General features: G+C 58.0%; 28 protein-coding genes. 9 read left to right on the top strand and 19 right to left on the bottom strand.

Annotation, left to right across the window (positions count from 1 at the left end; all coding sequences use genetic code 11):
• Positions 1–2: 2 nt before the first annotated feature.
• Entirely contained in the window at positions 3–1,241 is a 1,239-nt protein-coding gene (locus AC2TAD_RS04250) for an aspartate kinase (protein WP_480866137.1), read from the bottom strand.
• 165 nt (positions 1,242–1,406) lie between these two features.
• Here AC2TAD_RS04250 and AC2TAD_RS04255 point away from each other — a divergent pair, with 165 nt between their 5' ends.
• Complete coding sequence (locus AC2TAD_RS04255) at positions 1,407–1,763, top strand: hypothetical protein (RefSeq protein WP_170354972.1); 357 nt, start codon at positions 1,407–1,409, stop codon at positions 1,761–1,763.
• Here the strand turns inward: AC2TAD_RS04255 and AC2TAD_RS04260 are convergent.
• From AC2TAD_RS04260 to AC2TAD_RS04275, 4 genes are all read right to left on the bottom strand, one after another.
• A complete protein-coding gene (locus AC2TAD_RS04260; RefSeq protein ID WP_480866138.1) occupies positions 1,757–2,395 on the bottom strand; it encodes an SDR family NAD(P)-dependent oxidoreductase in 639 nt (212 codons plus the stop codon). The two genes, AC2TAD_RS04255 and AC2TAD_RS04260, sit on opposite strands and share 7 nt — an antisense overlap.
• Positions 2,396–2,398: 3 nt before the next feature.
• A complete protein-coding gene (locus tag AC2TAD_RS04265) occupies positions 2,399–2,854 on the bottom strand; it encodes a DUF1178 family protein (RefSeq protein ID WP_480866140.1) in 456 nt (151 codons plus the stop codon).
• A 127-nt stretch (positions 2,855–2,981) separates the two neighbouring features.
• Entirely contained in the window at positions 2,982–3,725 is a 744-nt protein-coding gene (locus AC2TAD_RS04270) for an EcsC family protein (protein ID WP_170753797.1), read from the bottom strand.
• Positions 3,726–3,775: 50 nt separating this feature from the next.
• On the bottom strand, positions 3,776–4,270 hold the full coding sequence (locus AC2TAD_RS04275; protein ID WP_480866142.1) for a GNAT family N-acetyltransferase: 495 nt from the start codon (positions 4,268–4,270) through the stop codon (positions 3,776–3,778).
• Positions 4,271–4,342: 72 nt separating this feature from the next.
• Between AC2TAD_RS04275 and AC2TAD_RS04280 the strand changes: the two genes are divergently transcribed.
• The gene (locus AC2TAD_RS04280) at positions 4,343–4,948 is read left to right on the top strand and encodes a flavin reductase family protein (protein ID WP_480866144.1); all 606 of its coding nucleotides are present in this window, start codon (positions 4,343–4,345) and stop codon (positions 4,946–4,948) included.
• A 134-nt stretch (positions 4,949–5,082) separates the two neighbouring features.
• Here the strand turns inward: AC2TAD_RS04280 and AC2TAD_RS04285 are convergent, their stop codons facing one another.
• Positions 5,083–6,717, bottom strand: coding sequence for a SulP family inorganic anion transporter (locus AC2TAD_RS04285; protein ID WP_480866146.1), 1,635 nt, complete (start codon positions 6,715–6,717; stop codon positions 5,083–5,085).
• Between the two features lie 162 nt (positions 6,718–6,879).
• Here AC2TAD_RS04285 and AC2TAD_RS04290 point away from each other — a divergent pair, with 162 nt between their 5' ends.
• Positions 6,880–7,437, top strand: a complete 558-nt coding sequence (locus AC2TAD_RS04290; protein ID WP_480866147.1) for a hypothetical protein — start codon at positions 6,880–6,882, stop codon at positions 7,435–7,437.
• 76 nt (positions 7,438–7,513) lie between these two features.
• Complete coding sequence (locus tag AC2TAD_RS04295; protein WP_480866149.1) at positions 7,514–8,386, top strand: S-methyl-5'-thioadenosine phosphorylase; 873 nt, start codon at positions 7,514–7,516, stop codon at positions 8,384–8,386.
• Between the two features lie 6 nt (positions 8,387–8,392).
• Here the strand turns inward: AC2TAD_RS04295 and AC2TAD_RS04300 are convergent, their stop codons facing one another.
• Entirely contained in the window at positions 8,393–9,253 is an 861-nt protein-coding gene (locus AC2TAD_RS04300) for an alpha/beta hydrolase (protein WP_480866151.1), read from the bottom strand.
• 247 nt (positions 9,254–9,500) lie between these two features.
• On the opposite strand from AC2TAD_RS04300, the gene AC2TAD_RS04305 reads away from it, so the two are divergent.
• Positions 9,501–10,505, top strand: coding sequence for a DUF418 domain-containing protein (locus AC2TAD_RS04305; protein ID WP_480866153.1), 1,005 nt, complete (start codon positions 9,501–9,503; stop codon positions 10,503–10,505).
• Between the two features lie 52 nt (positions 10,506–10,557).
• The gene (locus tag AC2TAD_RS04310) at positions 10,558–11,187 is read left to right on the top strand and encodes a LysE family translocator (RefSeq protein WP_480866154.1); all 630 of its coding nucleotides are present in this window, start codon (positions 10,558–10,560) and stop codon (positions 11,185–11,187) included.
• Here AC2TAD_RS04310 and AC2TAD_RS04315 read toward each other — a convergent pair.
• A complete protein-coding gene (locus AC2TAD_RS04315; protein WP_170354960.1) occupies positions 11,184–11,357 on the bottom strand; it encodes a hypothetical protein in 174 nt (57 codons plus the stop codon). The two genes, AC2TAD_RS04310 and AC2TAD_RS04315, sit on opposite strands and share 4 nt — an antisense overlap.
• Positions 11,358–11,677: 320 nt before the next feature.
• Here AC2TAD_RS04315 and AC2TAD_RS04320 point away from each other — a divergent pair, with 320 nt between their 5' ends.
• The gene (locus AC2TAD_RS04320; RefSeq protein WP_170354959.1) at positions 11,678–12,217 is read left to right on the top strand and encodes an adenine phosphoribosyltransferase; all 540 of its coding nucleotides are present in this window, start codon (positions 11,678–11,680) and stop codon (positions 12,215–12,217) included.
• A 171-nt stretch (positions 12,218–12,388) separates the two neighbouring features.
• The gene (locus AC2TAD_RS04325; RefSeq protein ID WP_170354958.1) at positions 12,389–12,868 is read left to right on the top strand and encodes a fasciclin domain-containing protein; all 480 of its coding nucleotides are present in this window, start codon (positions 12,389–12,391) and stop codon (positions 12,866–12,868) included.
• A 40-nt stretch (positions 12,869–12,908) separates the two neighbouring features.
• Here AC2TAD_RS04325 and AC2TAD_RS04330 read toward each other — a convergent pair whose 3' ends face one another.
• The 11 genes from AC2TAD_RS04330 to coxB form a co-directional block, all read right to left on the bottom strand.
• Positions 12,909–14,321 (bottom strand): FAD-binding oxidoreductase, encoded by a 1,413-nt coding sequence (locus tag AC2TAD_RS04330; protein ID WP_480866156.1) that lies wholly within the window; start codon positions 14,319–14,321, stop codon positions 12,909–12,911.
• Between the two features lie 38 nt (positions 14,322–14,359).
• On the bottom strand, positions 14,360–15,148 hold the full coding sequence (locus AC2TAD_RS04335) for an MBL fold metallo-hydrolase (RefSeq protein ID WP_234899448.1): 789 nt from the start codon (positions 15,146–15,148) through the stop codon (positions 14,360–14,362).
• A gap of 132 nt (positions 15,149–15,280) precedes the next feature.
• Positions 15,281–15,865, bottom strand: a complete 585-nt coding sequence (locus AC2TAD_RS04340; RefSeq protein ID WP_170354954.1) for a GNAT family N-acetyltransferase — start codon at positions 15,863–15,865, stop codon at positions 15,281–15,283.
• A complete protein-coding gene (locus AC2TAD_RS04345) occupies positions 15,865–17,127 on the bottom strand; it encodes a M16 family metallopeptidase (protein ID WP_480866157.1) in 1,263 nt (420 codons plus the stop codon). The genes AC2TAD_RS04340 and AC2TAD_RS04345 overlap by 1 nt, the downstream gene beginning before the upstream one ends.
• On the bottom strand, positions 17,124–18,512 hold the full coding sequence (gene thrC, locus AC2TAD_RS04350; RefSeq protein ID WP_480866159.1) for a threonine synthase: 1,389 nt from the start codon (positions 18,510–18,512) through the stop codon (positions 17,124–17,126). The genes AC2TAD_RS04345 and thrC overlap by 4 nt, the downstream gene beginning before the upstream one ends.
• On the bottom strand, positions 18,509–19,186 hold the full coding sequence (locus AC2TAD_RS04355) for an SURF1 family protein (protein WP_480866161.1): 678 nt from the start codon (positions 19,184–19,186) through the stop codon (positions 18,509–18,511). Before AC2TAD_RS04355 ends, thrC begins: the two co-directional genes overlap by 4 nt.
• 155 nt (positions 19,187–19,341) lie before the next feature.
• Complete coding sequence (locus AC2TAD_RS04360; RefSeq protein WP_480866162.1) at positions 19,342–20,157, bottom strand: cytochrome c oxidase subunit 3; 816 nt, start codon at positions 20,155–20,157, stop codon at positions 19,342–19,344.
• Positions 20,158–20,179: 22 nt separating this feature from the next.
• Positions 20,180–20,755, bottom strand: coding sequence for a cytochrome c oxidase assembly protein (locus AC2TAD_RS04365; RefSeq protein ID WP_480866164.1), 576 nt, complete (start codon positions 20,753–20,755; stop codon positions 20,180–20,182).
• A complete protein-coding gene (locus AC2TAD_RS04370; RefSeq protein ID WP_209194069.1) occupies positions 20,755–20,916 on the bottom strand; it encodes a hypothetical protein in 162 nt (53 codons plus the stop codon). Before AC2TAD_RS04370 ends, AC2TAD_RS04365 begins: the two co-directional genes overlap by 1 nt.
• Positions 20,913–21,869, bottom strand: a complete 957-nt coding sequence (cyoE, locus tag AC2TAD_RS04375) for a heme o synthase (RefSeq protein ID WP_170354947.1) — start codon at positions 21,867–21,869, stop codon at positions 20,913–20,915. The genes AC2TAD_RS04370 and cyoE overlap by 4 nt, the downstream gene beginning before the upstream one ends.
• Before the next feature lie 73 nt (positions 21,870–21,942).
• Entirely contained in the window at positions 21,943–22,854 is a 912-nt protein-coding gene (coxB, locus tag AC2TAD_RS04380; RefSeq protein ID WP_170354946.1) for a cytochrome c oxidase subunit II, read from the bottom strand.
• A 176-nt stretch (positions 22,855–23,030) separates the two neighbouring features.
• Between coxB and tldD the strand changes: the two genes are divergently transcribed.
• Positions 23,031–24,452, top strand: a complete 1,422-nt coding sequence (gene tldD / locus AC2TAD_RS04385) for a metalloprotease TldD (protein WP_480866166.1) — start codon at positions 23,031–23,033, stop codon at positions 24,450–24,452.
• The last annotated feature ends 104 nt before the right edge of the window (positions 24,453–24,556 follow it).

Below are 24,556 nucleotides of genomic sequence, written 5' to 3' on the forward strand. Positions count from 1 at the left end.
GCTCAGGCCGCCTTGTCCAATTCAAAGGCATCATGCAGTGCCTGAACCGCAAGTTCCATGTATTTCCTGTCCACAAGCACGGAAATTTTGATCTCGGAAGTTGTGATGACCTTAATGTTGATCCCCTCATCCGAGAGAATTTTGAACATCTTGGCTGCAACACCCGATTGTGACCGCATGCCGATGCCAACCACCGAAACCTTACAGACGTCTTCGTCAGCGACCAATTCGGCGTAGTTCAGCTCACCAGCATCCTTGATCGCCAACAGGGCTTTTTCAGCGCGTGCCACCTGATCGGTGGGGCAGGAAAAGGTCATGTCCGTGCGCCCCTCGTCCGAGATGTTCTGAACGATCATGTCCACATTCACGCCTTCATCGCTAAGCGCGGTGAAGATGATCGAGGCGATGCCGGGGCGGTCGGCCACGGACACGACGGTCATCTTGGCTTCGTCGCGGGAATAGGCCACACCGGCCACAACATTGGATTCCATGATATCCTCCTCATCGACGACCAGCGTGCCGGCCTCGTTGGATTGTTCTTCGAAACTTGAGAGAACGCGCAGTTTCACCTTGTAGCGCATCGCCAGCTCGACCGAGCGGGTCTGCAGAACCTTGGCCCCCAGCGAGGCCAGTTCGAGCATTTCCTCGAACGAAATCTTGTCCAGCTTGCGCGCCTTTTCACAGATTCGCGGGTCGGTGGTATAGACGCCGTCCACATCCGTATAGATGTCGCACCGCTCGGCACCAAAAGCTGCGGCAAAGGCCACCGCCGTCGTGTCCGAACCGCCGCGGCCCAGCGTGGTGATACGACCCTCGGGGCTGATGCCCTGGAACCCGGCGACCACGGCAACCCGCATGCCTTCGCCGAACTTCTGATTCAGATTGTCGGTCGGGATTTCCTCAATTCGGGCCTGGCTGTGGGCGCTGGTGGTCATCAGCGGCACCTGCCAGCCCTGCCAACTGCGCGCAGGGATATCCATTTCTTGCAGCGTCAACGCCATCAGACCAGCGGTCACATTCTCGCCCGAGGACACAACAGCATCATATTCGCGCGCATCGAACAACGGAGAGGTTTCGTTCACCCAGCCCACCAGCTCGTTGGTTTTGCCGGACATGGCCGAGACGATGACGATTACGTCATAGCCTTTTGCCACTTCAACGCCGATACGCTTGGCCGCACGGCGGATACGGTCCAGGTTGGCGACGGATGTGCCGCCGAATTTCATCACGAGTAAGGGCATGGGGGCAGTCGTCTCCGCGCCTTGGAATTCAGATCCCGTGCGTCTTAAGTCAGGGGGGCGTTAAGGGCAAGTGTTCAAAACCTGTTCGGTCGCGTCGTACGGTCGCTTTACAACCGCTCCTAGCGGTGTCAGCTTGCTCTCATCCGTTATTTCAGGAAATCCAACATGCCCCGTCTTGCTCTTGTCTTTGCTCTATTGTCCACACCAGCGCTGGCCCAGGTTTCAACACTGGCAGGAACAGACGGGAAAAATGCTTTGGGAACTGTCCCTTGCGCAACAAATGCCGGAGAGCCGCTGCGCAGCTGCAATGCCGAGCTGCGCCGCCATGACGATGGGCAAATAACTTTGGCTGTTGGAATGGGCAACGGCGAAGTCCGCAACATCTATTTCACCGATGGCGTGCCGGATTCAACAAATTCAGCCGCGCGCCTTAGCTATGAGACGCAAGGCAATGTCATGGTGATCTTCGTCGATCCCGGCGAAGTTTATGAGATCCCGACGGCTGCCCTGACCGCTCAGTAAGCATGCGCTTGGCCGTCAAAGGTATCAAAGCAGCCCGTATTTTCCAAAGACAGGTCTTTGAACCGATCTATCAGGCCATCCACGGCCTGATCTACGGTGATCTCAGCTGCGGGCCCGCCCATATCTGTCTGAACCCAACCCGGATGATAGATTCCAACAGCAATGCCGTCATGACGAAGGTCCGTTGACAGGTTACGACCCAAATTTAACACAGCCGCCTTTGAAGAGCGGTAAATATAGCTGCCACCCGGCGCCCGCGTATGCGAGGCCATCTGCGAAGACAAGATGGCGATTTTCCCCTTGGCCTTGCGCAGATTGGGTAAAAGCGCTTGAACTGTCAGAAATACTCCGGTCACATTGGATGCAAATGTCTGAGCCCACATTTCGGCCGGGTAACCCGCGATGCTTTCCGACTTATCCAGATAGACACCAGCATTGCAGATCAGCAGATCGACGGCAGTGTCTCTAAGCTGTGACGCCATCGCGCGCTGCTGGTCAGGCTTTGTGACATCCAAAACGATCTCGGCACTGCCATCGCGAGCGGTTCCGGTCACATTATGCCCCTGCGCCCGATAACGATCCGCCAGAGTGCGTCCGATTCCACGGCCTGCTCCGGTGATCACAATATGCATGGGTCAGTTGGTCTTTCGCGTTGGAACAAATGGCAAAGGCGCCACCGGAACGCCGTCATCTATCAGGGCCTTTGCCTCTTCGGGTTTGGCCTCGCCATAGATCGCCCGCTCGGGCGCATCACCCAAATGAATTTTGCGGGCCTCACTGGCAAAGTCCTTGCCGACATAATCCGAGTTCTCTTCGACCTTGCGACGTAGTTCGGCAAGAGCCTGCTCAACATCCGGTGTAGGCGTCGCCATATCCACCGACTTTTCCGAACATTCAGAGGGTTCCGAGCGCGCCTCAATGGTTCGGGCTGGCCGGACACGCGGCGTCATAATCGCTTTTTCGACCTCGCTGTTACCACAAACAGCACAGCACACCATCCCTGCAGCTGCCAGCTTGTCGTAAGCTGCAGCCGATTGAAACCAACTGTCAAAACTGTGACCGTTACTGCATTTCAACGCGTATTGAATCATGATCCGTCCAGACTTCAGATGCGGAATAGATACCGCCCATCAGCGCAATATCAATACCTCTATGGCTGCAGGTAACCGTATGGGCACCGCTGTCGCATCACGGTTAAGCAATGCGCTGTCCAATATCCTACATTCGCGCAGAGAGCTTACGTAAAAGCTGATCATGAGGAATGTCGGCGTCAACGGCAAGGCGGCGCAAGCCAAAATGGACCCGGGCGATTTGTTGGTAATACCGGCTGTACACGAAGTTCGTCCCGCCGCCAGCCAACGCCCCAAGGACAGGAATAGATTGCGTCGCAAGCTTTTGCCCCAGAACCACTGACAGTTTCGGCGCGACGGCAGCAATCAGCTTTTGCATGGCCGGCCCTGTCAGAGTCAGGCGGACCGAGAAAAAGCCCAGATCGGCGCCGTCATCGTATGAAAGTGGCCCGGCAGCCGAAAGAACGCGAACACAATCAAACTTCACTCCGTCCTCTGAAGGATTGAACCCCTCATACGCGGCGGCACCCTGTATCGCACGAAGCAGCATTGTTGTGGTCGCTGGCAGCTCCATCAATGCGGACGACACACCGCCTATCCCACCTGCCGCGCCCATTACTGTGGTCACGGCTGTGTTTACCCATGGCTTTTGATCCGGCACCGCACGGCGCGAACCTTCTGCCGCGTGCATGGCAGCCCATAGTGCCTGTTCAGTCGCGCCTGTCAGCCCCCGCCTGACCGGGTCTGGCAGCTGATCCAGCAAGGTTTCAGCCGATCCGCCAAGACTGTTGAGCAGTTTGACGCCAGCACCCCCTGCAGATTTGTAATGCGCGGCAAGCCGATCCAACTCGGCCTCTGTATCTAGTTTTTCTACAAGAGCGATGTCCTGCATGAAATCCTCCTGACAGAAACATCGGAACTTGTTGTCTGATTTTCAATAGCTCAGCGCGACCATCGGATCACCGAACCCGTGACTCCAAACCATGCCGCTTCAGTCAGCTCCGCGCCCAAAACCCTATCTGGGTTGGTTGGCGGAGGCATCTTGATGTGTTCCAAACGTGAGAACCCGAACCTTGCGTAATAAGGCGCATCACCAACCAGCATAACGCGCTGCCACCCCTTTTCGCGCCCTGCTTGCAGGCCTTCGTGAATGAGGAATCCGCCCAAACCCTCGCCCTGGTGTGTTGGGTGCACGGCGACGGGCCCTAAAAGCAGGGCATCATGACCCCCGACATGCACGGGCCAGAACCGGATCGCTCCTGCCAAAATCCCTTGCCCATCCCGTGCGACCAATGAAAGCCCGGAAACAGGTGGCACGTCATCACGCAAACGGTACGAGGACAATGCCTCGCGCCCCGGCGCGAAACACAGGTCGTACAAAGCCTCGACCTCCCACCAATCGTCCGGTTCCTCCGGCTTGATCGCGAATTGCTGCACCCCTGCCCTCTTTTCCTTGCTGGAATTCGCCCTAGCACTTCGTTAGGCCTTGGGCAAACGCTTGGAGTACATATGTTCTATCGCCCCGAAGACGGCCACGGTTTGCCGCATAACCCTTTCAACGCCATCATCACGCCACGCCCGATCGGCTGGATCTCGTCCCGCGACAAGGATGGAGTGAACAATCTGGCCCCGTATTCGTTTTTTAACGGCGTCGCATATACTCCTCCGCAGGTTATGTTCGCCACGACGGGCAGGAAACCAGATCAGGACGGTGGCAAAGACAGTATCGCCAACATCGAAGCCACAGGTGTTTTTTGTGTGAATGTCGTGGCGCATGCGCATCGGGATGCAATGAACGCAAGTTCTGCGGGATTGCCGAAACACGTGGATGAATTCGACCATGCAGGTTTGACTGCAATAGAGTGTGAAACCATTCCTTGCGCCAGGATTCAGGGGGCGCCTGCTGCCCTTGAATGCAAGCTGACCCAGATCGTGAAGCTGCCCGGAGAAGCAAACCGCGTTGTCTTCGGAGAAGTAACTGGCGTGCATTTAAGAGACGACTGTTTGAAAGACGGTAAATTCGACGTCACCACATTCCAGCCGCTGGCACGGCTAGGGTACCGTGACTACTCCGTGGTCACGGAACTGTTTTCCCTCAACCGTCCCGATGACTGATCGCAAAAAGGGGCTCTGCCCCCGCCGCCCTGCGGGCGTCTCCCCCGAGGTATTTTTAGCCAGATGAAGCTGGGGATCCTATATCCATCTGGCTGTAACAACCCCGGAGCGCGAGGCAGAGCCTCCCTATAGCCTCAGTGGCCACCCAGAATGCCGGTGCGGACAGAGTAGTCCACCGCGATTTCATAATCCGGGTCATCATCACTATCGACCATCAGATGGCCGGCCTTGTTCAGCAGTTTGTGGCAATCGCGGCTCAGGTGGCGCAGCATGACCCGTTTGCCTGCGGCTTCGTATTTTCCAGCGATGTTCTCGATGGCCTGAAGTGCTGATTGATCGACAACGCGGCTTTCGGCGAAATCCACAATTACGGTTTCAGGGTCGTTCAAGACATCGAAGAGTTCGACAAACCCGTCGGACGACCCGAAAAACAGAGGGCCCTGGATTTCATATACCTTAGCGCCTTTCTCGGTCGCCGAGTCACGTGTAATCGCGTGGATGCGTTTTGCGTTGTTCCATGCGTAAGCCAGCGCCGAGACGATCACGCCAACTACGACTGCGACCGCGAGGTCCTCCATCACCGTCACAACCGTCACCAGCACAATGACGAACGCGTCCATCAGAGGCACTTTTCGCATGATGTTAAACGAATTCCAGGCGAAGGTGCCGATCACCACCATGAACATCACTCCGACGAGTGCAGCCAGAGGAATCTGTTCGATCAGTGGTGAGGCAAAAAGGATGAAGATAAGCAGGAATAGCGCAGCGGCGATCCCGGCGATGCGAGTCCGCCCCCCTGACTTCACGTTGATCATCGACTGTCCGATCATCGCACAGCCACCCATGCCACCGAAGAAACCGGTTGCGACGTTGGAAACGCCCTGCGCGATACATTCCTGCGATGCACCGCCGCGTTTGCCCGTTATCTCACCCACAAGATTCAGGGTCAGCAGCGATTCAATCAGGCCGATGGCGGCCAAAATGACGGCGTAGGGCAGGATGATTTCAAAGGTTTCCCAGGTCAGCGGCACCATCGGGATGTGGAAGGGCGGCAGGCCACCTTCGATCGAGGCCAGATCACCGACGCGCGGCACGTCCAAGCCAAAGCCGATCACCAGCGCGGCAACGACGACAATCCCGGCCAGCGGGGCCGGAACAACCCGCGTGATGCGCGGCATAACCCAGATCACCGCCATGGTCAGCGCGACCAGACCCAGCATGGTATAGAGTTGCAGACCCGAGAGCCACTCACCTCCGCCCATGCCATGGCCGGTGTTCTCCATGGTGCCGGGCACCTTGAACTGGCCCAGCTGCGCCAGAAAGATCACGATGGCCAGACCGTTCACAAAGCCCAGCATCACCGGATGAGGCACTAGACGGATGAACCGACCCCAATGCATCGCCCCCGCGATCACCTGCAAAATTCCCATAAGAACGACGGTCGCAAACAGGTACTCGACCCCATGTTCTGCCACCAGCGCCACCATTACCACCGCAAGAGCCCCGGTCGCGCCCGAGATCATACCCGGACGCCCCCCGATCAGCGCCGTGATCAAACCGACCATGAAAGCCGCGTACAACCCCACCAACGGATGCACACCGGCAACAAAGGCAAAGGCCACAGCCTCGGGCACCAGCGCAAGGGCCACAGTCAGGCCGGACAAAAGCTCGATCCGCAGGCGCGAGGCGGTCAACCCCTCATCCGGCACCCAACGCAGGTCGGGTTTGGCGATACGGTTGGCAAAGCTTGCCAGCATGGCTCGGGGCATAAGATGTCCTGTCGGTTGGTGCGCGCGCGAAAGGGGCTTTCTACCCGTCATCGAACCTTGGAGCCACCGCACCAGGTGGGAGGCTGCTATGCAAAAAGCGCATACCGAGCGATCGCAGAGTCGTGAGTTGAACCGGGCGTCACGGATACGCACTTATTGGCCATGCGATGGTTGATACTTTTCCTACTAGCCCCGATGGCTGCGTTCGCACAGGACCTGCAAGGCAATGACACGGCCAGCAATTGGCGCGTGACCCATTATGAATCGTTCGGCGTGTGGAACTCTATCTGCGACGAGCGCGAGGAATACGGCGCGCTGAAGCAGCGCTGCTATATTCGCCGGGCCGAGGTCTTCTCGTACCGCCCAAAATTCGGCGCCCAATACGTCTTTATTACCCCTGCCCCGACCGGAGTTCAGGTCGAATTCGGAATAGAACCAGGCACCTTGTTCTGGCCGTCCGGCTTCCGCATTGACGGCAGCGACGGCGTTGTCTGGCGCACCCGCAGCCCTGGATGCCTTACCGGCCTTGGTTGCACCTTCGACGGAAGCGGCGCGGATGAGATCATCGCTGCCATGTTGGACGGAGACGCTTATCGCTTTGTTTTCCGTGACCGACATGGACAGGCGCAGGACCTGACATGGCCATTGCAGCAATTTGATGCAGCGTGGAGTGATTTTCAGCAGCAGGCGCAAACCCGTAACCTTTTGACGCTGCAGTAACTCGTATTGACCCTTGTCAAACCCAAAACTGCGGCGCACAAATCCCGGATCAGGCACCACAACCCGGAGAGAACAAGTGACCCAGACCAAGATTGCGGTTATCGGCGGATCAGGCATCTACGACATTGACGGGCTAGAGAACGCTGAATGGGTCACTGTTGAAACACCATGGGGCAATCCGTCAGATCAAATCCTGACGGGATCACTGAACGGGGTCGAGATGGCGTTCCTGCCGCGCCACGGGCGCGGCCACGTGCATTCCCCTACCGAGGTTCCAAATCGCGCGAATATCGATGCGCTGAAACGGCTGGGCGTAAGCGATGTCATCTCGGTCTCGGCCTGCGGGTCATTTCGCGAGCATATGGCGCCGGGTGATTTCGTGATCGTGGATCAATTCATCGACCGGACTTTTGCCCGCGACAAAAGCTTTTTCGGTACTGGCTGTGTAGCCCATGTCAGCGTCGCCCACCCGACGTGCCCCCGCCTGTCGGATGCATGCGAAACCGCTGGCAAGGCGGCAGGGATAAACATCCACCGGGGCGGAACCTATCTGGCGATGGAGGGACCGCAATTCTCGACGCTGGCGGAATCCAAAATGTACCGCGAACACTTGGGCTGCGACGTGATCGGAATGACCAACATGCCCGAGGCCAAGCTCGCCCGTGAGGCCGAGCTGTGTTACGCCTCGATCGCGATGGTCACCGACTACGACAGTTGGCACCCGGACCATGGCGAAGTCGACGTGACCGCAATCATTGCAACTCTGACCGGGAATGCCGAGAAAGGGCGCGCACTGGTCAAGGGGTTGCCCGATCTGCTTGGGCCGGACCGTGCGCCTTGTCCTCATGGCTGTGACCGGGCGCTGGAATATGCGATCCTGACCGCGCCTGAAAAACGCGACCCGGCCCTGCTGGCTAAACTGGATGCTGTGGCTGGTCGGGTATTGTAATCCGGCCTACCGCGACAGGGCTGTTTGCACCTCATCCCACAGGCCATGTGACCATAGGTCGTTATGCGTTCCGCCCGGGATGACGAACAACTGAACGGTCTCGCCTGCCAGTGCGGCCAAAGCCTGACCGTGCGCAACCGGAATGGTCTCATCCAGAGTTCCGTGGAAGATCAGAGTCGGCACTTTAACACTCTCAATCAGGTCCCGAGTTCTAAACTGGTCCTTCATCAGGGCAGAGACAGGCAGAAAAGGATAGCGCTCGGCCGCGATGTCCACTGTCGCTGTGTAAGGAGCCTCAAGCACCAGCATTCGGGCATTCGGGCGTTTGGCTGCTACGGCCGCTGCAATTCCTGTCCCCAGGCTTTGACCATGCAAAATGACCGAGGCACCATCGGCCTTTAGCCGGTCATACATCAAAATCGCATCCGCGATCAGCGCCTCCTCTGAAGGTTCGCCGGCACTTCCGGGAAAACCACGGTAACTTGGGGCGAACAGGCCAAACCCACTGTTGAGAATTTCGCGCAACCTGTCGGATCGGTCGCTCAGGTTCCCGCTCTGACCATGAAAGAACAGTACCGTCGGCGCACCTTCTCGCACCGCAGGGGCTGACCATGCTGTGAGCAAAGTGCCATCAGCCATGGGCAGTGACACAACCTCCATGTCCGCTAACCCAACTTCTGATGGTTTCGGCAATTCACCATCGGGTTTGAAAACCAATGATTGCTGGTTGAAATAGATGTACCCAAGCACGCCTGAATAGAGCATTCCGACCAACAGAAAAGCCACTACAAGGCACAGCTTCAGCCGCCCGAACCCGGACCGCGCAGAATTTGTGCGCGCGTTCGTAGCGGTCGTCTCAGTCACCATTATCAACTCCTTTGCGCAGCACGTGGTTTCGTCCGAGGTCGTGCATCACGTGCCACGTTTCAAGGCGCAACTCGCGAGTTTAATCCAATCTTTATCTGCGGCGGTGGGGCAGGTCACCTCTTGTGTACCGAACCCAAAATGATCCGTTGCCCGCGCTCGCGATTTGTTTATCCCGGTTGGGAATTTAAGCCGCAGTTGCGCCACAATGGCGTGTCAAACCGAGGTCGAGACCGCATCAGAGGGCAGTATGCAAAGATACGAGGCTTTGGACGCAGCCAGGTTTCTGGCCTATTGCGGCATGGTGTTGGTGAACTTCCGCATCGCAGCACAGGTCGTTCCGGGTCAGGATTGGGCCTCTGGTTTTATAGACGCATTAGAAGGGCGCGCGGCGGCCTTGTTTGTCATTTTAGCAGGCATTGGGATCGGATTGGCCCGGCTCTCGGTCAGCTTGTTGCTTCGACGCGCGGCGTTTCTGTTTGTGCTCGGCCTAATCAACATGACGGTGTTTGACGCCGATATCCTGCATTTCTACGCGTTGTATTTCCTGATTGGAGCCGCATTTCTGGCATCCTCTCCACGCGGTTTGTGGCTTGGGGCACTGGGAATCGTTGGGCTATCTGTTCTGGCGCACCTGACCTTCGATTATGATCGGGGTTGGGATTGGCGCACGCTGACCTACACCGACCTTTGGACCCTGCCCGGCTTTCTGCGCAACGCTGTTTTCAATGGCTGGCACCCAGTGTTGCCATGGGCTGCTCTCCTTTTGATCGGCATGGCCATCGGGCGGTCGCAACTGCATACGATCTGCATTCAACACCGCCTGATCATGTGGGGATTTGGAGCCGCGGTGTTGGCCCTGTTTCCCAGGATACTGGTCTCGGACCCTTATCTTGGTACCGCGTCGATACCGCCCGGCCCGTTCTATATCCTGGCAGGAACCGGATCATCCTGCGTCGTAATCGGGTTGCTGCTGAAGCTTTGGCCACGCATTCAGCGACTGGGAATTGCTGCAGCCCTAACAGCACCGGGACGCATCAGCCTGACGCTGTATGTGGCGCATATTCTGATTGGCATGGGTATTCTGGACGAAGCCGGATTGCTGAACGGTTCCCTGAGCGCGGTTCAGATTTTAGGGTATGGCGTTGGGTTCTGTGTCGCATCCTCCGGATTTGCACTGGTTTGGCGTCGGAGCTTCTATCGCGGTCCGCTTGAAGCTTTGATGCGCTTCGTGACGGATCGTTCGAGGGCTTGACCTGACGCCAGCGCACAGGCTTTGTGGTGCAAAACGTTTAACAGGATGCCTTATGTCCCTTGATCTCTGGCTTGCCTTTGTGGCTGCTTCGACCGCTTTGCTGCTGATCCCCGGCCCAACCGTTCTGCTGGTTCTCAGCTATGCGTTGTCCAAAGGGCGCAGCGTCGCTGTCGCCTCGGCCACAGGGGTCGCTTTGGGCGATCTGGTCGCGATGACAGCGTCATTGCTTGGGTTGGGGGCGTTGGTTCTGGCATCAGCAACCTTGTTTTCGGTGCTGAAATGGGTAGGCGCGGCTTATCTGATCTGGCTTGGAGTAAAGCTTTTACGCAGCGCGCCCATGGGCGGCGTAGAGACGGTAGAGACCGGTCGCGATGTTACAACGCGCAGTGTCTTTGGGCACGCTGCAGCTGTCACGGCCCTGAACCCGAAATCGATTGCGTTCTTCATCGCATTTGTCCCGCAGTTCATTCGTCCAACAGACCCCCTGGGCCCGCAATTCGCCATCTTAATCGCGACATTTGTCGGCCTCGCATGGCTGAACGCTCTTGCCTATGCGTTGATGGCTGACAGGTTGCGCATGATGATCGGACGCGCAGGCGTCCTGAATGCCATGACAAAATTTGGAGGGTTGACCCTGATCGGAATGGGCGTGGCGACCGCAGTCCTGCGGCGCCCGGCCTAATCCTCGGCGTTTTCCTTCATGAAACCGCGGATGAACCGCCGGATTTCCCGTGCGGCCGAGGTATCCAATTCTTTGCACAGCTCAACGAAAGCATCACGCTCGTCTTTGTCTAAACGCAGAACCAATTGACTGTTTTTCTTGGTAGAACCTTTACCGTCTTTCTTAGCCACGCGCCCTATCCCTGACAGACCCTTGATTCTTTGTGCGATGCAATGTATATACATAGCATAGAAATTGTAGTTATCGAGCACCTAACAATAAAAAAGGATTATGGCAATGAATCTGCATGCTGCTCAGGCATTTCTTTTGCGAGACCAACGCAATTGGCGCAAACCCCATTTGTCGTGGCTGCCTTCGTCTCTGTACCGATACAAGAGCTTGCCGAACGTTCTTTTGAAACGCCGCAAATAAGATCACACAATCAATCCTTGCATGACTGACCCCAATGGGCCAAACAGCCCAGCGTATTCTGACGCCAAAGGGGTCCGCCATGTCCAGAAACAAGTCGGTCAAGGATTACATCCGCACCATCGTCGACTTCCCACATGAAGGGATCATGTTCCGCGATGTGACCACCCTGTTCGCAGACCCACGTGGGTTTCGCATGGCGATTGATCAGATGCTGCATCCCTATGCGGGCGAACGCATCGACAAGGTCGTGGGCCTAGAGGCACGTGGCTTTATTCTGGGTGGCGCGATTGCTCATCAGCTTAGCGTTGGCTTCGTTCCAATCCGCAAGAAGGGCAAGCTGCCCGGCACCACGATCAGCCAAGACTACAAACTGGAATATGGTGAGGCCATCGTCGAAATCCACGATGACGCGATCCAGCCCGGCGAGAAGATTCTTGTCGTGGATGACTTGCTGGCCACAGGTGGCACCGCAGCGGCTGGCATCAAACTGATCGAACGATTGGGCGGAGAGATCGTGTCCTGCTCGTTCATCATCGACCTGCCCGAGCTAGGCGGCCGCAAAGTTCTGGAAGATCTGGACATGGATGTGCATGTTTTGTGTGAATTCGAAGGTCTTTGACGGCCCTTCGATCACAAAAACGTGAGTGGAAATTCCAACCCGCGTCGGCTTAGCGCGGGTCACTGCATATTCAATAACAATTTATCGATATATTCAGTGATCTTGTTGTGATTGGGCGCCGTACCCCTTGTCGATGCCACTGACGGCATTCCAACAAGGGAATCTGTTACCATGTTTCGCAAACTCGCTATTGCCGGTGTGTCCGGCGCTCTGATCGCATCGGCTGCATTCGCCGGAGCCAAGAAAGACATCGTGGACACCGCTGTCGGCGCGGGCAGCTTTGAAACTCTGGTCGCCGCAGTTCAGGCCGCCGAGCTGGTTGATACGCTGAAAGGCGATGGCCCGTTCACTGTCTTCGCGCCGACCGATGAAGCCTTCGCAGCTCTGCCCGAAGGTACCGTCGAGACACTGCTGAAGCCCGAGAACAAAGATCAGTTGATCGCCGTTCTGACCTATCATGTGGTACCGGGCAAGGTGATGTCGGGCGATCTGTCCGATGACATGACGGCTGCAACCGTTCAAGGCGGCGAAGTGACGATTGATCTGGACAATGGCGTGATGGTCAACGACGCGTCTGTCGTTCAGGCAGATATCGAAACAACGAATGGCGTTATCCACGTCATCGACAAAGTGATTCTGCCGGCCTCGTAAAACGGCCACAAGCGGCTCGGGGACACCCGAGCCGCATCTATCACTTCAGAACAGCCCCGGGGTTCATAATACCCTTTGGATCAAGCGCTGACTTGATAGCCCGCATGGCGGCCAGCTTGGCCGGATCCCCATACCTTTCAAGATCATCCGTTTTCAGGCGACCGACACCATGCTCGGCGCTAACTGACCCGCCGAGCTTATCCACCAGATCGTGGATAACGCGTTTTATTTGTCCGCGCTGCGCATCATAGTCCGACCTTTGGCGCCCGGCCGGAGGGAACACGTTGTAGTGCAGATTCCCATCACCCAGATGGCCAAAGCAGTTGATACGGAACGGTCCAATCCGCGCAAGTTCGTCCGGACCCCGCCGGATGAACTCGGGAATATCCGAAATCGGCACTGAAATATCATGACTAGAAACCGAGCCGATTAACTGGTTCGCCTCGGGAATGCGCTCGCGTACTGCCCATAAGTCCGCCCGCTGGGCCTCGCTTTGCGCGATCACGGCATCCGTGACAAGGCCCCGTGTGTCCGCAGCAGCGTACAGCGTCTCTAGCGCTGTCTGAGGGTCCAATCCGCCGAACAAACCAACCTCGATCAGTACCGACCATTCGGGTGAAATCGCGAAAGGCTGGCGAACGTCCGGCAACACCTCGGACAAAAACTGCAACCCCTGCCTGTGGATCAGTTCGAACGTGCTGACACCATCGCCCAACTGATCCCGCGCCAGAGCCAACAGATCTATGGCCGCCTCAGGCGACGTAACCTGTACCATCGCCGTTCCGACCCCGGCCGGACGCGGGGACAGCTTGAGAGACGCCGCCGTGATGATGCCCAACGTTCCCTCGGACCCGATCAGCAGATTGCGCAGATCATAGCCGGTATTGTCCTTGCGCAACCGGCTGAGCCCGTGCCAGACCTTACCATTCGGCAAGACCGCCTCAAGCCCCAGGCACAGATCGCGCGCATTGCCATAGCGCAGCACATTGACCCCGCCCGCATTGGTCGCAAGATTGCCGCCTATCCGGCACGATCCTTCTGCAGCCAAGGACAAAGGAAACAGGCGGTTGTTACTCTGGGCGGCGGCCTGCACATCAACAAGGACAGCGCCTGCTTCGGCAATCAGGATATTCTCCGTCGGATGAACAGCGCGGATCGCGGTCATCCGCTCTAGCGATATCAAAAGGGGCGCAGGTCCGGCGGAAATGACTTGTCCTCCAACCAGTCCAGTCCCGCCTCCATAGGGGACAACAGGCACCGACGCGGCTGAAGCCAGCTGCACCAGGGCCGCGACCTCTTCTGTTCTGCGTGGGGCCGCCAATAGGCCGACCTGCCCTGAAAACCTGCGACGCGGCTCCTCAGCATAGCGCGGTTCAGGCTTGCGCAAGACCTCGTCGCCAAGGGCGTCACGGACGGATTGGGCAAAGGCGTCATCAGCGGGATTCAAAGTCATAGGCTTTCCTTGCCCAAGTCCGGCAGACCCGACAAGCTTTATTCGATGTCAATCAGGTATTGAGGCTCCAAAACCACGACCGTTGGCCGGTCCGGAAGGGTGCGAAGCGAAACGACCAACTCAGAAACACCTTCCCGCTCGACTGGAAATTCGTCCCGGATATCGACGAGAAACCGATCCAACGAAAAGCCTGAAAACCAATGCATCGGAATAATGACCGAACTTTTCAACCGTTTCAGCACCTGCACCATCTCGGGCAAAGGCATGGTCGTCCCCCCATCCACGGCTGCCATGACCACATCCAACCGTCCCAAGGCCGCAAACTGCGCATCTGACGGGATATGGTGCAAATGCCCCAGATGCCCGATGCAGAGCCCTTCAATCTCAAATACAAAAATCGAATTCCCACGTTCCTCGACGCCGCCATAAACGGATCGAATATCGGTCGAAACATTGCGCACCAGCATCTCACCCAGATCCAGATGATGCTCGATCCCCTGCCCGAACTCTCCCCAGCCTGGCAACACATGGGGAATCGCCGGGTCCGGGTTCGCGGTCCAATGGGTGCTGTGCGCATGGTTCATCGTCACCACATCCGGGATCAGGTCCGCACCGCCAATGAAACCCGTAAAGTCCGTGACCGCGTTCAGCCCCCCCTGCGTCTGGATCAGAAACGAAGCATGAGCGACATAGCTGATCCGAACCGAGAACTCAGGCACCGGGTCCGTCCAAGCCGCCTTGTGAACATATTCAATGCCGGGCGCCGCATCGGCAATAGCAATGCAATGGCTCGGTCGTCGCTCCTGCGCGACTGCCCCGCCTGACATCACCAAAACTGCTGCAACCACCCAGCGCATAACCCGATATTAGCGCAGTTGCGCCCCAAGTCATGCCCCTTGTTCATCTGGCCATAAATATCTCGGGGGAGGCGCGGCCTGCCGCTACGGGGGCAGAGCCCCCTACCCCGCGTCGGTCTTGCCGCGCCGGTCGGAACGCAGACAGGCATACAAAACATGGGTCCGCCATCGCCCGTTGATCTGCAAATAGGACTGCGCCACGCCCTCGTATTTGAACGCAGACCGCTCCAGCAATCCCCGCGACGCTTTGTTCTCGGGCAGACACGCTGCTTCGATCCGGCTCAGGTCCAGCCGGGTAAAGGCGTGGTGAACAACCGCCCCGATCGCTTCCCGCATATACCCGTTGCGGGCATAGGCCTGACCAGTCCAGTACCCCAGTGTCCCAGCTTGTGCAGGGCCACGTCGAACATTGTCCAAAGTGATCGCGCCAACAAGCGTGTCATCTTCCCGGCGAAACAAAAACAGCGGTATCGCCGTGCCGCTGGCCACCGACCTCTGCGCCCAATAGACCCGGTTGGTAAATGACTTGCGGCTCAGGTGATCCTTGGCCCAGATCGGTTCCCAGGGGGTCAGGTACTCTTTCGAGGCCCGCCGCAGAGCCGCCCAATCGTTGAAATCAGAATGCACTGGCGGGCGCAGGCTGAGGCGCGCTGTCTCGAGTTTCAGCTTGCGTCGGCCCAGAAGCATCACGCCGCGCGCCTCTCCTGCAATTCCACCAAAGTGGGCGCGCCCGAGACCGGACCATAAAGCGCCAGCGCCGCCGGGGCCTGCACCGCCATGGTTTCGGCAAAGGCGCGCACGTCCTCGGTGCTGACCGCGTCAATCTTGGCGACCGTATCCTCAAGCGAGGGCACCCGGCCCCAAATCTGCACCAGCCGCGCCAGACGTTCGGACCGGTTCGATGGGCTCTCCAACCCCATCAGCATCCCGGCTTTCATCTGGGCACGGGCGCGGGCGACTTCTTCCGGGCTCATATCCTCGGCAGCGCGCTTCATCTCGTCGATGGTGATCGTCGCCAGCTCACCCACCTGATCGGCCGAGGTTCCTGCGTAGATCGTCGTCGTGCCGGTATCCGCATAGGCCCCGGTCTGAGCGAAGATTGTATAGCAAAGCCCGCGGCTTTCGCGCACCTCTTGGAACAGGCGCGAGGACATGCCGCCGCCCAAAGCCGTGGAATAAATCTGCGCCGTATAGATCGCATCATCACGATAGCCTGGGCTTTCCAACGCCAGCGCGAAATGCGCCTGTTCTAGCGATTTTTCCTGCCGCGCTTCGCCACCGGTGAACTTCGCGGCCTCAACAATCAACCCTTTACGCGGTTGCAGATGACCGAACATCTCTTCGGCCATTTTCATCAGTGCATCATGATCCACAGCACCCGCCGCCGACAGAATCATCTGCTCGGGGCCATAATGCTCGGACACAAAGCCCGACAGGTCTTCGCGCGAAAACGCGCTGACCCGCTCGGTCGGCCCCAGAATGGTGCGGCCCAGGGGCTGATCGTGATAGCTCTGTTCTTGCAACCAGTCGAAAATCACATCGTCTGGCGTGTCATAAGCCTGACCGATTTCCTGCAGGATCACGCCACGCTCGACCTCGATCTCGCGCGGGTCGAAGATGGGGTTCAGAACGATGTCGCCGATCACATCCATCGCCAGCGCGACGTCATCTTTCAGAACGCGGGCGTAATAGGCCGTCACCTCGCGCGAGGTATAGGCGTTGATATAGCCGCCCACATCCTCGATCGCCTCGGCGATTTGCAGCGCAGACCGCCGCTCGGTTCCCTTGAACGCCATGTGTTCTAGGAAATGCGCGATGCCGTTCTGTTCGATCCGCTCGTTCCGCGCACCCGCGGTCACCCAGATGCCGATGGCCGCAGATTGCAGCCCCGGCATGTTCTCACTGACGATCCGAAATCCGTTCTTCAGTTGGTCTTGTCTGACAGTCACTCGGCGATATGCCCTTTGATATGATCCTCGAGGGCACCCAGATCATTGGCAATCCGTGTCACCCGTTCCGGACGTTCATACAGATCAGACATGCGGGATGGAAGAGGCGGATGTTCTCCGCTCGCCTTCTCGACCGCCGCCGGGAATTTCGCTGGGTGAGCAGTAGCCAGAGTGATCATTGGTACATCCGCCGTACGGTGATCTTCACCCACCTTGATGCCGATGGCCGAATGCGGGCAAACCAGCTCAGCGCTATGGGCCAGCGTGTGTTTGATCGTCTCTAGCGTTTCATCCTCGGAGACACGACCCGAGTCGAAGCTTTCGCGCAGGGCTTCCATCGCGCCCTGACTGACGTTGAAGCCACCGCTTTTCAGCTCATCCATCAACTGCGCCACAGCGCTGCCATCCTCGCCATAGGCATAGTACAGCGCCCGTTCAAAGTTCGAGCTGACCTGAATATCCATCGACGGGCTGATCGAAGGGATGGTGTCGCCCTTGAAATACCCCTCACCCGATAGGCAGCGATGCAAAATGTCGTTCTGGTTGGTCGCCACAACCAGACGGTCTATGGGCAAACCCATGCGCTTGGCCAGGTAGCCCGCAAAGATGTCGCCAAAGTTGCCGGTTGGCACAGTAAAGCTGACCTTGCGATGCGGCGCGCCAACACTGACAGCCGCCGAGAAGTAATAGACGATCTGAGCCAGCACCCGCGCAAAGTTGATCGAGTTCACACCGGCCAGTTTCACACCGTCACGGAAATCGAAATCGTTGAACATATCCTTAAGCGCGGCCTGGCAATCGTCGAAATCACCATCCACGGCGAGCGCATGCACATTGCTGTCCGCAGGCGTCGTCATCTGGCGGCGCTGCACCTCGGACACGCGGCCATGCGGAAACAGGATGAACACATCCACCGCGTCCAGTCCGCGAAACGCCTCAATGGCTGCGGAACCCGTGTCGCCACTGGTCGCGCCAACGATGGTCACACGATCATTGCGCCGCTTCAGGGCCACCTGGAAAAGCTGGCCGATCAGCTGCATGGCAAAGTCCTTGAAGGCCAGCGTGGGGCCGTGGAACAGTTCCAGCAGGAAGTGGTTCTCGTTCAGCTGCTTAATCGGCGCGCGGGCGTCATGGCCGAAACCTTCGTAAGCGCGGGCAACGATGTCCTTGAACTCCTGCTCGGTGAACGAGCCGCTGACATAGGGCCACATCACGCGGAACGCGATCTCTTCATAGGGCAGACCAGCCAAAGCGGCAATCTCATCATGGCTCATCACCGGGATCTCGGCGGGCAGGTACAAACCGCCATCGCGGGCAAGGCCGGTCAGCATCGCCTCTTCAAAGGTCAGTTCCGGCGCTTGGCCACGGGTCGAGATATATTTCATTGCTCTTCACTCTGTGCAGGGGCGCGGTTGCGCCACAGGAAATAACCGGTCATTGCGGCCCAGACCAGAGCCAGACCAAACCATGTGATTGCATATTGTAGGTGATCGTTGGGGATGCCCGCCGTGTCCACCGGCAAAGGTGTGATGCCCGGGTCGGTTTCCGACCGGGCGATCAGCAGGATGGGTTCGGCCCCCAACGCGGCGGCCAGATTGGGCACGTCTCGCGCGAACCAGATGTTGTCGTCGATATCGGGTTCGGGCGTGTAGCTGTCGATCTCATCCGGCCAATGCAGGTTGCCGATCACTGTCATCGAACCGGTGAGACGCTCGGCCTGTTTTGCCGTGGTCGGTACAAAGCCGCGATCCACCAGAATGGTGCGGTCCTCAGTGCTGAAAGACTGGATGATCCGATAGCCCGCGCCAACCTGCTTGACCGAGACCAAAACGTGGATTTCCCCCGGCTCCATATCGCCCGAAATTGTCACGGGCAGGTATTTGTCGCCATCTTCCGATACGCTCTGGGGCAGGCTCACAGGTTCAGCCGCGATACGCGCGTCGATCTCGGCCAGAACAACCTCTTTCCAGGCCAGTCGCTGCACCTGCCAGAGGCCCAGCGAGATCAGCACGCCCAGACCGGCAAAGCCAAAGATCAGCAGGAACAGAATGCGGCGCATAGTCAGGTGAAACCTTGTTACAGAAACCGGCGTCTTGTTAAGGGCGGAGCGGCCCCGATTGCAACCGCGCAATTGTATCGGGCGCAATCTTGCGCCCCTGACAGAGAAAAAGCCGCCCCAACGGGCGGCTTTTGCAATTTACCGATCTGAGCGGATCAGAACAGCGGGGCCTGACCCCAGATGTAGACGGCGAAGAACAGGAACAGCCAGACAACGTCGACGAAGTGCCAGTACCATGCAGCCGCCTCAAAACCCACATGTTTCTCAGGCGTGAAATCCCCGCGTAGAGCCCGGATCAGGCAGACCGTCAGGAAGATCGTTCCGATGATCACATGGGCACCATGAAAACCGGTTGCCATGAAGAAGTTCGAATAGAACTGGTCACCACCAAACTCCCAACCTTCATGGGCCAGCAGTTCGTAATATTCGTAGCCCTGCAGCGCAGTGAAGAGGATACCCAGAACGATACCGATGGCCAGACCGTTGATCAGCGCCTTGCGGTCGTTGTCGTGCACCAGCGCGTGGTGCGCCCATGTGATCGCGCAGCCCGACAGCAGCAGGACCAGAGTGTTGATCAGCGGCAGGTGAAACGGGTCAACTGCGTGGATATCGGGCTGGATGTACTCTGTTCCGGCATAGTCGTACATCGGGTACATGCGATGTTTGAAGAACGACCAAAACCAGGCAAAGAAGAACATCACCTCGGACATGACGAACAGGATGAAGCCATAGCGCAGGCCGATGCGCACCACCGGCGTGTGGTCGCCCGCGCGGCTTTCGGCCACGACCTCGGACCACCAGGCGAACATGGTGTAAAGAACGGCGACCAGACCCATCCAGAACATGAACGATGTGATGCCGTGCATCCAAAGGACAGCACCGAACAGCATCACAAAGCCACCAATGGCCCCTATCAGCGGCCATACCGACGGCGGCAGAATATGATAATCGTGGTTTTTAGCGTGTGCCATCAGCGTCCCTCACCTAAAGGCGTTAGTTCGTGTTTGTATCAGCCTGCGCGTCAAGGGCGGCATAGCCCTCGGGCAGGTCAATTTCGTAGAATGTATACGACAGAGTGATCGTATGCACATATTTCGCTTCCAGATCCTCGACCATGTCAGGGTCGACGAAAAAGCTTACCGGCATCTGAACCCGTTCGCCGGGTTGTAGTACCTGTTCTTCAAAGCAAAAACAGGCAATTTTCTGGAAATACCCACCCGCCGAATAAGGCGCGACATTGTACGATGCCTGCCCAGCGATCGGGCGGTCTGTCGGGTTGTACGCCTCGTAGAAAGCCAAGCCAGTCTCGCCGATGCGCACTTCCATTTCGCGTTCGACCGGTTTGAACTCCCACGCCATATCCTTGGCTTTTGACGCGTCAAAACGGACGGTGACAGTGCGGTCCAGAATATCCTCGGGCGCGGTTTCGGCCACGCCAGTCGTGCCGCCGAATCCGGTGACGCGGCAGAACCAATCGTAAAACGGCACAGCCGCCCAGGCGAGGCTGCCCATCAGCACCACGACGCCCACGGTCTGCGCAACCGTCTTTTGAGGACCGGACAGAGCCATCAGTTCTGCACCTCCTGCGGCGCCATGTTGAAATCCGTGCCCGAGACTTTCACGATCGTCAGGCCGAAAATAATCACGATGAACGCGGCCAGCGTCAGACCCACGCCCAGATTGCGGCTAAAGCGGCGTTCGTGCAATTCATGGCTTTTGCGCAAGCTCATGACCAGCCTCCCAGCCCGTAGGGTTTCAGCAAAGCCTCAACCAGAATCGCGCCGAAATGCAGGAACAGATACAGCAGCGACAGTTTGAAAAAGCTCCGCTCAACCTTGAAGTTGTCCGCCTCGGAATCTTCCTCGGTCCGTCGCGAGATCTGCCATGCGCCGCGCAGGAACAATGCATTCATCACAACGGCGACAGTCAGGTATATCGGACCACCAATGCCCGAGAACGCGGTGCCCACGGCCAGCGTGGCAAGCAGAGCCGTGTAAACCAGAATATGCCAGCGCGTCGCGCGGCGACCATGGGTCACGGTCAGCATCGGCACGCCTGCATCGTCGTAGTCCGAGCGCATGAACAGCGCCAATGCCCAGAAATGCGGCGGGGTCCACATGAAGGTCAGGGCGAACATCAACCAAGGCTCGATCGACATCGTCCCAGTGGCCGCGACCCAACCGATCACCGGAGGGAAGGCCCCTGCCGCACCGCCGATTACGATGTTCTGCGGCGTCGAGCGTTTCAGCCACATCGTGTAGACGACGACGTAAAAGAAGATGGTGAATGCCAGAAACGCACCGGCAAACCAGTTGGTCGCCAGCCCCAGCATGATCACCGACAGGCCCGACAGTGCCAGCCCCAACGACAGCGCCTCGCCTTCCTGCACTTTACCCGCCGGAATCGGTCGGCCCTTGGTGCGCTTCATCACCCGATCAATGTCCGCATCCCACCACATGTTCAGCGCGCCAGACGCGCCGCCGCCGATGGCGATGAACAAAATGGCACAGAACCCGACAAAAGGGTGCACCGGCACTGGCGCGGCCAGCAGACCCACCAAGGCCGTGAACACGACCAGTGACATCACGCGCGGCTTCAGCAGGGCGAAATAATCGCCAAAGCTGGCCTCATCCGCGTGCGCCGGGGCGGTCACTTGGCTGGCATTGATGCTTGCGTCGCTCATGTCGGGTCCTTCTGGGGCAGAAGCTGCGCGCTCCCCGCGCAGCCTGCGTGTTTCAACCTAGGCCGCGAAGGGCTTAGTTCGAGGCAACTTGGTACGAGACAGGCTGGCCAGCATACTCTTCCAGAGCACCTTGCAGCCATTCCTCGTACGCTTCTTCGCTGACCACTTTGACGGTGATCGGCATATAGGCGTGATCCTTGCCACACAATTCGGAACACTGACCGAAATAGATGCCTTCTTTATCGGCCTGGAACCACAGTTCGGCCAAACGACCAGGCACACCGTCCTGCTTCACACCGAACGAGGGAATGGTCCACGAGTGAATCACGTCTGAGGCCGTAACCTGCATCACGATCACCTTGCCGACAGGGACGACAACAGCCGTATCGGTTGCCAGCAGCCACTCGTCATCGCTGTAACCCGCGTCAGCCAGTTTGGCGCGCATCGCATCATCCAGAACGAACGGCGTTACATCAGCATCAGCCGGGCGCGCACCTTCGTCCAGTGTCGCAGGATGGCCCAACAGATAGCTATCGAAGGCGAAGTCGTGATCGACATACTCATAGGTCCAGTACCACTGGTTACCCACGACCTTGATGACCACATCGCCTTCGGGAATTTCCTGTTGTTTGAACAGAACCGGCAATGAAAACGCACCGATGAAAACAAGAATCAGAATCGGGCCAAGCGTCCAGGCGATCTCGACCGGAGTGTAATGCGAAAACCGCGCCGGTGTCGGGTTGGCACGTTGATTGTAGCGCACGATGCAGTAAACCAGCAGGCCCGCAACAAAAATACAGATTGCGGTGATGATCACCAGAATCATCCCGTCCAGCCTTTGGATTCCTGTTGCCAAATCCGTCACAGCGGGCTGGAAGCCAACACCGCCTGCGACCGGTTTGCCAATAATCTCAAGCTCCTGAGCCATGGCGGGCAGGCTGGATAGGGCTGTCATAAAGCCCGAAAGCATCAAAGCATTCTTCATATTCTGTCCTGATCGTTTGATCTTTGCGTCCCTGGCGAAAAGGTGTGAATCAGTCGCACCTCTCCCGTTGTCTTTAGCCGCGTTAAAAACCATATTCCGGTGGGTAGATAAAGCAAAATGCTTGCGTCAAACAGACGCTATTTTTGATCTGGATCAAACCCGAAAGGTCCCAACCCATGCCCAACGACCCGTTTCGACCATTTGAAAGCGCTTTACCACACGACGAAGCGCTTGCGGTTTTGCGCTCTGCCACTGCCGGCGCCGAGGACGGAGAATTGTTTGTCGAACGCAGGAAATCCGAGTCGCTGATCTTTGACGACGGGCGTTTGAAAACGGCATCCTACGACGCCTCCGAAGGATTCGGCCTGCGCGCCGTGCAGGGTGAAGTGGCCGGTTACGCCCATTCGACCGATGTCTCGATTGGTGCGTTGAAACGGGCCGCGGAAACGGCTCGCCTGGCGGTTGGCGATGGCGGCGGCACCTTGGCGGATGCGCCTCGGGCCACCAACACGCGGCTTTATACGGACGAAGACCCGATCGAATCCGCCACCTTTCCGGTCAAGATCGAAACGTTGCGCGAGATCGATGCTTTTTCCCGTGATTTGGACACGCGGGTCGTACAGGTCAGCGCCACTATCGCCGCGTCAGTACAAGAAGTCGAGATTCTACGCCCCGACGGCCTGATCGTTCGGGACGTGCGCCCTATGACCCGTCTGAATGTCTCGGTCATCGTGGAACAGAACGGACGGCGCGAAAGCGGCTCGGCGGGCGGAGGAGGTCGCGTGGGCCTGGACGGTCTGATAGACCCCGCCGATTGGCAGGACAAGGCACGCGAAGCGCTGCGGATCGCATTGGTCAATCTGGACGCCGTCCCTGCCCCGGCAGGTGTAATGGAAGTCGCGCTCGGCCCTGGCTGGCCAGGCATCCTGTTGCACGAGGCGATCGGCCATGGACTAGAGGGCGACTTCAACCGCAAGGGCAGCTCGGCTTTTGCCGGGCTGATGGGGCAGCAGATCGCCTCAAAAGGGGTCACGGTTGTGGATGACGGCACGATTGTGGATCGGCGCGGCTCGATCTCGGTTGATGATGAGGGCACGCCCAGTTCGCGCACCGTCCTCATCGAGGACGGCGTCCTGACCGGCTACATGCAGGACCGCCAGAACGCGCGCCTGATGGGGGTTTCGCCAACCGGCAATGGCCGCCGCCAAAGCTATGCACATAAACCTATGCCACGTATGACCAACACTGTGATGCTGGGCGGAAATGCCGACCCCGCATCACTGGTGGCCGAAATCAAAGACGGAATCTGGGCCGTTGGTTTTGGTGGTGGTCAGGTCGACATCACCAATGGCAAATTCGTGTTTTCCTGCACCGAGGCGTATCGGGTGGAAAACGGCAAAATCGGAGCGCCGGTAAAGGGCGCAACCCTGATCGGGGATGGACCATCCGCGCTGAACCGCATTCGAGGGTTGGGCAATGATATGGAATTGGACCCCGGCATGGGAACGTGCGGCAAAGACGGTCAGTGGGTGCCTGTAGGCGTTGGACAGCCGACTGTCTTAATGGATGGGCTAACCGTCGGCGGATCAGCGGCATAAGTCAGAATCAAAACGGTTTTCTCGGGGTGCAGGGTTAACACGGCGCCCCGATGACTGCTTATTGGCTCCAGAAACACTTCGGTTTATCGCGCAGCGCCTCGAAA

The sequence above is a fragment of the Ruegeria sp. HKCCD7628 genome (assembly GCF_057221005.1).